Source organism: Neptunomonas sp. (assembly GCF_016744175.1).
Classification (GTDB): domain Bacteria; phylum Pseudomonadota; class Gammaproteobacteria; order Pseudomonadales; family Balneatricaceae; genus Neptunomonas.
In genome coordinates this window covers 51,010-58,181 of sequence record NZ_JADGEV010000025.1, presented here as the reverse complement: position 1 = coordinate 58,181, position 7,172 = coordinate 51,010, and the positions used below count along the sequence as shown (strand labels likewise).

At 44.1% G+C, this 7,172-nt stretch carries 7 protein-coding genes; 5 read left to right on the top strand and 2 right to left on the bottom strand.

The annotated features are described in order from the left end of the window. Window positions 1–36: 36 nt before the first annotated feature. The gene (locus tag QZZ55_RS12500; RefSeq protein WP_293267667.1) at window positions 37–1,668 is read right to left on the bottom strand and encodes a Na/Pi cotransporter family protein; all 1,632 of its coding nucleotides are present in this window, start codon (window positions 1,666–1,668) and stop codon (window positions 37–39) included. 119 nt (window positions 1,669–1,787) lie between these two features. After that, a complete protein-coding gene (locus QZZ55_RS12495) occupies window positions 1,788–2,492 on the bottom strand; it encodes a ComF family protein (RefSeq protein WP_293267666.1) in 705 nt (234 codons plus the stop codon). An 88-nt stretch (window positions 2,493–2,580) separates the two neighbouring features. On the opposite strand from QZZ55_RS12495, the gene bioB reads away from it, so the two are divergent. The 5 genes from bioB to bioD all read left to right on the top strand — a co-directional run bounded on the left by bioB (window position 2,581) and on the right by bioD (window position 7,137). After that, window positions 2,581–3,624, top strand: coding sequence for a biotin synthase BioB (gene bioB / locus QZZ55_RS12490; protein WP_293267665.1), 1,044 nt, complete (start codon window positions 2,581–2,583; stop codon window positions 3,622–3,624). Between the two features lie 76 nt (window positions 3,625–3,700). After that, window positions 3,701–4,855, top strand: a complete 1,155-nt coding sequence (bioF, locus tag QZZ55_RS12485) for an 8-amino-7-oxononanoate synthase (RefSeq protein ID WP_293267664.1) — start codon at window positions 3,701–3,703, stop codon at window positions 4,853–4,855. Beyond that, complete coding sequence (gene bioH, locus QZZ55_RS12480; protein ID WP_293267663.1) at window positions 4,855–5,658, top strand: pimeloyl-ACP methyl ester esterase BioH; 804 nt, start codon at window positions 4,855–4,857, stop codon at window positions 5,656–5,658. Before bioF ends, bioH begins: the two co-directional genes overlap by 1 nt. Next, window positions 5,651–6,451, top strand: coding sequence for a malonyl-ACP O-methyltransferase BioC (gene bioC, locus QZZ55_RS12475; RefSeq protein ID WP_293267662.1), 801 nt, complete (start codon window positions 5,651–5,653; stop codon window positions 6,449–6,451). Before bioH ends, bioC begins: the two co-directional genes overlap by 8 nt. Beyond that, complete coding sequence (gene bioD / locus QZZ55_RS12470) at window positions 6,451–7,137, top strand: dethiobiotin synthase (protein ID WP_293267661.1); 687 nt, start codon at window positions 6,451–6,453, stop codon at window positions 7,135–7,137. Before bioC ends, bioD begins: the two co-directional genes overlap by 1 nt. The last annotated feature ends 35 nt before the right edge of the window (window positions 7,138–7,172 follow it).

The window sequence follows — 7,172 nt, the reverse complement described above, 5'->3', positions numbered from 1 at the left end:
TCTACTCAAAAAGTAAGTATTACCGCGTTCTTATGTTTAAGAGGCAGAAGGTCCACCTCGAGAATGAATTGGCAGCATACTACTCCAATATGAAGAAGATTTTTCGGCTTGTTCTGCTAATCGACGAAGATGGCTAAGAGCATCGAGTAAAGTGACACTCTCGGTTGCATCTAATTTCCCTGATGTGGCGGCATTCAAAATATCTGTTTTTAATGCTTGATAGTTATATTCCAGTTTGTGCAGGATTTTTCGTGCAGGATCGCTTTCGGTGTCGCTCTCTTTTTCAATACGGCTAGCTTGAAGCAATTTGCTAATATCTTTCTTAAAGATAAATACGTTTTGTTTAATGCTGGTATCTGAAATATTTTCAAGTGTTTTATGGTAATCAACAAGGCGAGTTGATAGTCGAGCAACTTCGTTGAGGTAGCGAGCTATACGCATTGATGAAGGCAAAATGTCTGTAATGTCAGGGTCAAGATTTTGCTGTGCGATTTGTTGGTTGAACTTGCCGACAGCGGATACGAGTGTCATTACGCTGCTTAAGTCTTTATCTAGTTGTGGTGGGTTGGGGCCTTCTTCACTGACAGCAGCGAGTGCCATTGAAGAACACAGCCTACTTACCCTTCCTAATTCCATTGTCATTGCTTCAACAGCGAGGTACGGCGTCGATAGTATATTTTTATCCAAATATTGAGGTTTGCTGATGTTTTCTTCTTGAGAAAGAAAGCGCTGTTTTAATAGTTTCACCATCGCATCAGTTAAGGGCCACATGATAACGACACCTAATACGTTGAAGACTGTGTGGAACAATGCAAGTAGTGTGACGGTACTGATAAAGTCTTGATTGTGAAGGTTGTTAACTTGTGATGAGAATAGTAGTAAAAGTGCAAATCCTACAGCGCCAGTGATGACGTTAAAAATAACATGAGCGGCAGCAATTCGTTTGGCATTGGGTGTTGCTCCGATGACTGCGAGCATGGCCGTTGAGGTAGTACCTAAATTAGCACCGATAACAAGCGCTGCAGCTGCCGTAATGCTAATAGATCCGGTAGCCGCTAATGATAAAGTAATAGCCATTGATGCTGCAGATGCTTGCATCAAAAATGTAAGCATGAAGCCTGCAACTAAAAACAATAGTAGGCTGAAAGGTAGGGCACTAATAACAGTGAGATCTATACTTTGTTCTAGATCTTCAAAGCTCTCTTTGAGAAAGTCTAGGCCAATAAAAAAAACGCCAAAGCCTGCTAAAGCGAAACCAATTTGGCGAAACCGCTCTTTTGATGACGCGATATTCATCAGCATACCTAAAGCAATGATAGGTAGAGCAAATGCACTTATTTTAAATTTGAAGCCTATTAGCGCAACGAGCCAACCGGTCATTGTCGTGCCGATATTACAACCATAAATCACCGCAACGGACTGCGGAATGGTTAGTAGTCCGGCATTTACAAAACCGATAGTGGCCACGGTGACGGCACTTGATGATTGGACAAGAGCCGTAATTAATGTGCCAGATAGCAATCCCTTTAGGCGGCTTTTCGTGGCCGCATGGAGCACATTTTTTAATGACTTTCCTGCTGCTTGGCGAAGCCCTTGTGTCATTAAGTGCATGCCCAGTAGGAAAAGACCAATACCGCCCGCGAGGCTACCTAAAATCGTAATATCCAATTACGAACTCCTTTAATTATCGCTTTTAATAATCATAGTCTGAATGAATAAGAGGATCTATTGATTCGGAAAAACTTTGTAAATCAAGTGATAGTAATATTTTCACTATGTGAAATTTATTAATCAGGTGCGGGTGTGCGGGCGATAACCCAGATATCAATTCTTTGTATTCCCGCAAGTCGCAAAACGTCACTGATTTCTTTAACTGTTGTACCTGTCGTAACCACGTCATCAACGAGGGCTATATGGTTATAGCTTGGGCCTTGATAGCTAAAAGCATTCTGTAAATTGGTTTTTCTATCTTGAGCTGATAGCGTTGATTGAGATTTTGTGCGCTTGATTTTTTTTAGATGATTAAGCACTAGCGGAATTTTTAGGTGCTGACTTAGATGGCGAGCGATAAGTGAAGACTGATTAAAACCGCGGCTGATTAGTCGAAACGAGTGAATAGGTACGGGGATAATCGCGTCTGGCCAGGCTTGGGGTTGTTTTAATAAGCGGTTTAATAAGCAGCTGGCGAGCCATGATGTATGATGTAACCCATGGTGGTGCTTAATTTTTGGAATAATGGCATTGATTGGAAAGCGATAAAGAAACACGGCCTGTGTGCTGGAGTATGTAGGTGGGCTTTTTAAGCACTGTCCACAAATACGAGGAGTGTTTGTTGGAATGAGAGGGAGGGCGCAGATGTGGCATGCAGAGGTAAGCCAGGGAAGATCGTTATAACAGTTTTTACAAAGGGCTAGCTCAGAAGATGCTTTTGAGTGGCATAATGCGCAATTCTGGTCTATTTTCGTACAGATGTTTTTAATTAAGCTAAACATGAGTTGACAGTTCCTTCTGTCGAATTATCATTAGTAGTTAATAACAGCATATTGATGTTGAACATCAGATTAAAAGAGGAAGGCTCGCATGACTGGTAAAGCACCTGTTCGTAATGATTGGACTGTAGAAGAGGTGCAAGCCCTTTTTGATCTTCCCTTTAATGACCTTATGTTTAATGCACAAACAGTACATAGGCAATACTTTAATCCTAATGAAGTTCAAGTAAGCACCTTGCTGTCTATTAAGACAGGTGCATGCCCTGAAGATTGCAAATATTGTCCGCAAAGTGGGCACTATAATACGGGCCTTGAAAAAGAACGTTTGATGAAAGTGGATAAAGTGCTTGAAAAAGCCCGTCAGGCAAAAGCTTCAGGATCAACACGCTTCTGTATGGGGGCTGCTTGGAAGCACCCGGCAGATAAAGATATGCCTTATGTCGTTGATATGGTGAAACAGGTTAAAGCATTGGGGCTGGAGACTTGCATGACGTTAGGCATGCTGGATGAAGGAAAGGCAGACCAACTCGCAGATGCAGGCTTGGATTACTATAATCATAATTTAGATACATCTCCTGAATTCTACGACAAAATAATTACTACCCGTACTTTTCAAGATCGCTTAGATACATTGCAAAATGTACGTGACTCTGGAATGAAAATTTGTAGTGGTGGTATCTTAGGTATGGGTGAAACCGCGACGGACCGCATTGGCTTATTGCGTCAGTTAGCAAACATGTCAGTTCAACCAGAAAGCGTACCGATTAATATGCTAGTGAAAGTCAAAGGCACGCCAATGGAGAATGTTGAAGATCTTGATCATCTAACGTTCATTCGTACCATTGCTGTCGCTCGCATTATGATGCCTGCTTCTCATGTGCGCTTATCTGCAGGTCGTGAGAGCATGAGTGACGAAATGCAAGCGATGACTTTCTTTGCAGGGGCAAACTCGATCTTTTACGGAGATTGTTTACTGACAACGCCAAACCCGGAAACAAATCGCGATTTACAACTGTTTAAGCGTCTGGGAATCAATCCTGAGCAGCGGATCTCTGTCGACGATGATGTGCAGGAAGCCGCTATTATCAAAGACCTGCAAAAGCAGCAAGATAGTAAGCATTTTTACGAAGTTTAATGTGTTATCAGGCAGCCCGTTATGTGATGCGGCTGCCTTCCCTCATTCTTGTCTAGACACTCTCAGGTGAATAAAGATGTCATTCGATCAGTTAGCATCTGAGCTGCAGACACGTAAACAAGCATCCTTGTATCGTGAGCGTAGGGTCTTGCAAAGCCCGCAACAACCCGATGTGATTGTTGATGGTAAAGCCTACCTGGCTTTTTGCTCAAATGATTATCTTGGTCTTGCTAATCATCCTGATATCGTTGCCGCATTCAAGCAGGCTGCTGATGAATACGGTGTAGGTGGTGGTGCGTCACACTTGGTTAATGGCCATAGCTTCCACCACCATGCTCTGGAGGAAGAGCTTGCGGCATTTACGGGTCGATCACGTGCTCTGCTTTTTTCAAACGGCTATATGGCTAATCTTGGAGCAGTTAATGCTTTGTTAAACAAGCAAGATGCGGTGTTTGAAGACCGCCTTAATCATGCATCGTTACTCGATGCGGGCTTGCTCAGCGGTGCGCGATTTCAGCGTTATTTACATAATGATGTGAATAGCCTTTCGCAACGTTTGAGTAAAGCTACTGCAAGGCGCTCATTGGTAGTGACAGATGGTGTGTTTAGTATGGATGGAGATATAGCGGATCTCCCAGCTATATGCGAGACCGCCAACGATAATAATGCTTGGGTGATGGTAGATGATGCACATGGTATCGGTTGTTTAGGTCGAAAAGGGGCCGGCTGCGCTGAATTTTTTGATCTATCCCAAGAGCAATTACCTGTATTGATGGGTACCTTGGGAAAAGCTTTTGGGACATCAGGGGCGTTTGTCGCTGGCAGTGAAGAGCTGATTGAAACCCTAGTCCAGCACGCGAGAACTTATATTTACACCACGAGTATGCCTCCCGCGGTTGCTGCCGCAACAAGAGCAAGTCTCAAGCTGGTGCAGGCAGACCTCTGGCGGCGCGAACATTTGAATGAGCTTATTAAGCGCTTTCGTGATGGTTGCGAGCAGCTGGGTCTAGACCTTAGGGACTCGCCGACACCAATACAGCCTATTCTTATTGGTGATGCGGATAGGGCGATGTCTATGAGTGAGGCGTTACGTGAGAAGGGAATGTTTGTTACGGCTATTCGTCCGCCAACTGTCCCTAATGGCAGTGCGCGACTTCGCGTTACTCTCAGTGCTAGCCATTCATTGGAGCATGTTGACCGTCTACTAGATGCTTTGGATCAGGTGAAGTAATGGGCTTATATTATGAGTCTTTTGGCAGTAAAGATAATCCTGCACTGATTTTATTACATGGCTGGGGGATGAGTTCTTCTATTTGGAAGACCCTGCTTCCCATACTAACACCGCATTTTTATGTGACGGTTGTTGATCTTCCAGGGCTAGGCCGTTCAACAAGTACTGACGCCTCTATGACATTAGAGAAGATGTCCTCATCTATTGTTAGTGAGTTAGAAAGCAGCACCGCTGAGCCATTAGCACAGCCGGCCTATTGGTTAGGGTGGTCTCTGGGTGGAATGGTTGCTCTGCAAATTGCCAGTCAATACCCTGAAAAAGTACATGCTTTAATGACGGTCGCTTCTAATCCTTGTTTTGTACAAAAAGAAGACTGGGAACATGGAATGAATTCTGTGATGTACTGCCAGTTTAAAGCGGCGATAGAGTCTTCTCCAGAAAAAACTTTATCACGTTTTGCGATGCTGCAAATACAAGGTGGCCAGGCGGCTAAACCTATTTTAAAACAAATCAAGGCTGTTTTGGCTGATAGCAAGCCTACACAGCTGCTAGCAACATTAGCGTTATTGGAAAATGATCTTAGAGAGCCTTTATCTAAATTGAGTTGCCCTGTGTTACACATGTATGGAACTGAAGATCACTTAGTGCCCAAGAGTGCCGTTGCTGCTATTCAGTCACAGGCTAAGGAACAACAGCAAACAGTATCCTTTACAGGCGCGGGTCATTTACCTTTTTTATCGTCCCCTGACGCTTTTTTACAGGCGGTTTTAGCCTTTATTGACTCGATAAAAAAACATGGGTGAGTTGATAAATAAGCAGCGTGTAGCTGAGTCTTTTAGTAAAGCTGCTCCGACCTATGATAGTGAGGCTGCTTTACAGCGAGATATCGGCCACCAATTGTTACTTAAGTTGTCTGATGACCTAAAGGTGATTAAGCCTTCTAGCATCCTGGATTTAGGGTGTGGCACTGGCTACTTCACTTCGCAGTTGCATAGCATATATCCTGAAAGTCATTTAGTGGGCTTGGATATTGCCTCCGGTATGTTGGCTCATGCTCGCAGCCATCGCCATCTGGGCTGTGAGGTTTCCTGGGTGTGCGGCGATGCTGAGAGTCTTCCTTTAAAAAGCCAATCATCTTCAGTGGTGTTTTCAAGTTTAGCGATTCAATGGTGTGAGAACAGCCAAGCGCTTTTTTCTGAGATTTCTCGTGTTTTGCAGCCAGGCGGTGTTGCGTGCCTTGCTACCTTGGGCCCTAAAACCTTATTTGAATTGCGTGAGGCGTGGTCAACCGTAGATGATTATCGACATGTTAATCAGTTCCAGTCGATGATTAACCTTATTGATGCGCTGCCAAGTGATCTTGACATTGTCAAAAGCGAGAGTGAGATGCGAATATTGCATTACTCTCACTTAAAAGAACTGACTCGTGAGCTCAAAGGAATCGGTGCGCATAATATGAATGTGGGGCAGGCCAAGGGCTTAACAGGTCCAGCCAGAGTCAAAGCCTTTAGAAAGGCATATGAGTTGTTTCGTGACCCACAAGGGTGCCTGCCGGCAAGTTATGAAGTGTTCTATTTGATTTTGAGGAAGCGTTAATGGCCAAGCGACATTTTTTTGTGGCGGGAACTGATACCGATGTAGGTAAAACAGTGATAACCGCAGGCTTGCTTGAAAAAGCCAACCAAAAAGGCCTGCGAACCATTGGTTTGAAGCCTGTGGCAGCTGGTTGTGTGCAGACAGAAGAAGGGCTGCAAAACAGTGATGCACTGCTATTACAAAAAACTGCCAGTGTGAAGCTGAGTTATAGCGAAGTAAACCCTATCGCTTTTGAGGCCGCGATTGCTCCGCATATTGCTGCAGAACAAACGGGCAGACGATTATCAGCGGATCGAATCGCTGCCGTGTGCAGAGGTTCGATGATGAACCCTTGTGATTTTCTGCTAATAGAAGGTGCTGGTGGCTGGCGAGTTCCTTTTAGTCGTAAAGAAACTTTTGCTGATGTTCCAAAACTATTAGGAACTCCTGTGATTCTCGTGGTTGGAGTAAAACTGGGATGTATTAATCATGCATTACTAACGGCAGAGGCGATTGTAAGAGATGGGCTGCAGCTTGTTGGTTGGGTTGCGAATCGTATTGATCCAGATATGAGTTGCTACGAGGATAATGTGGCCACGCTAGAAACAATGTTCCAAGCGCCTTTGCTGGGTGAGGTGCCGTTTCTTGATGATGTCACTCCTACAGTTGTTGCAGGTTTTTTAAATATTAATGATTTGTTAGGCTGAAGTTGTACAAAAAACAGCCAATGTGTTAATTCTGT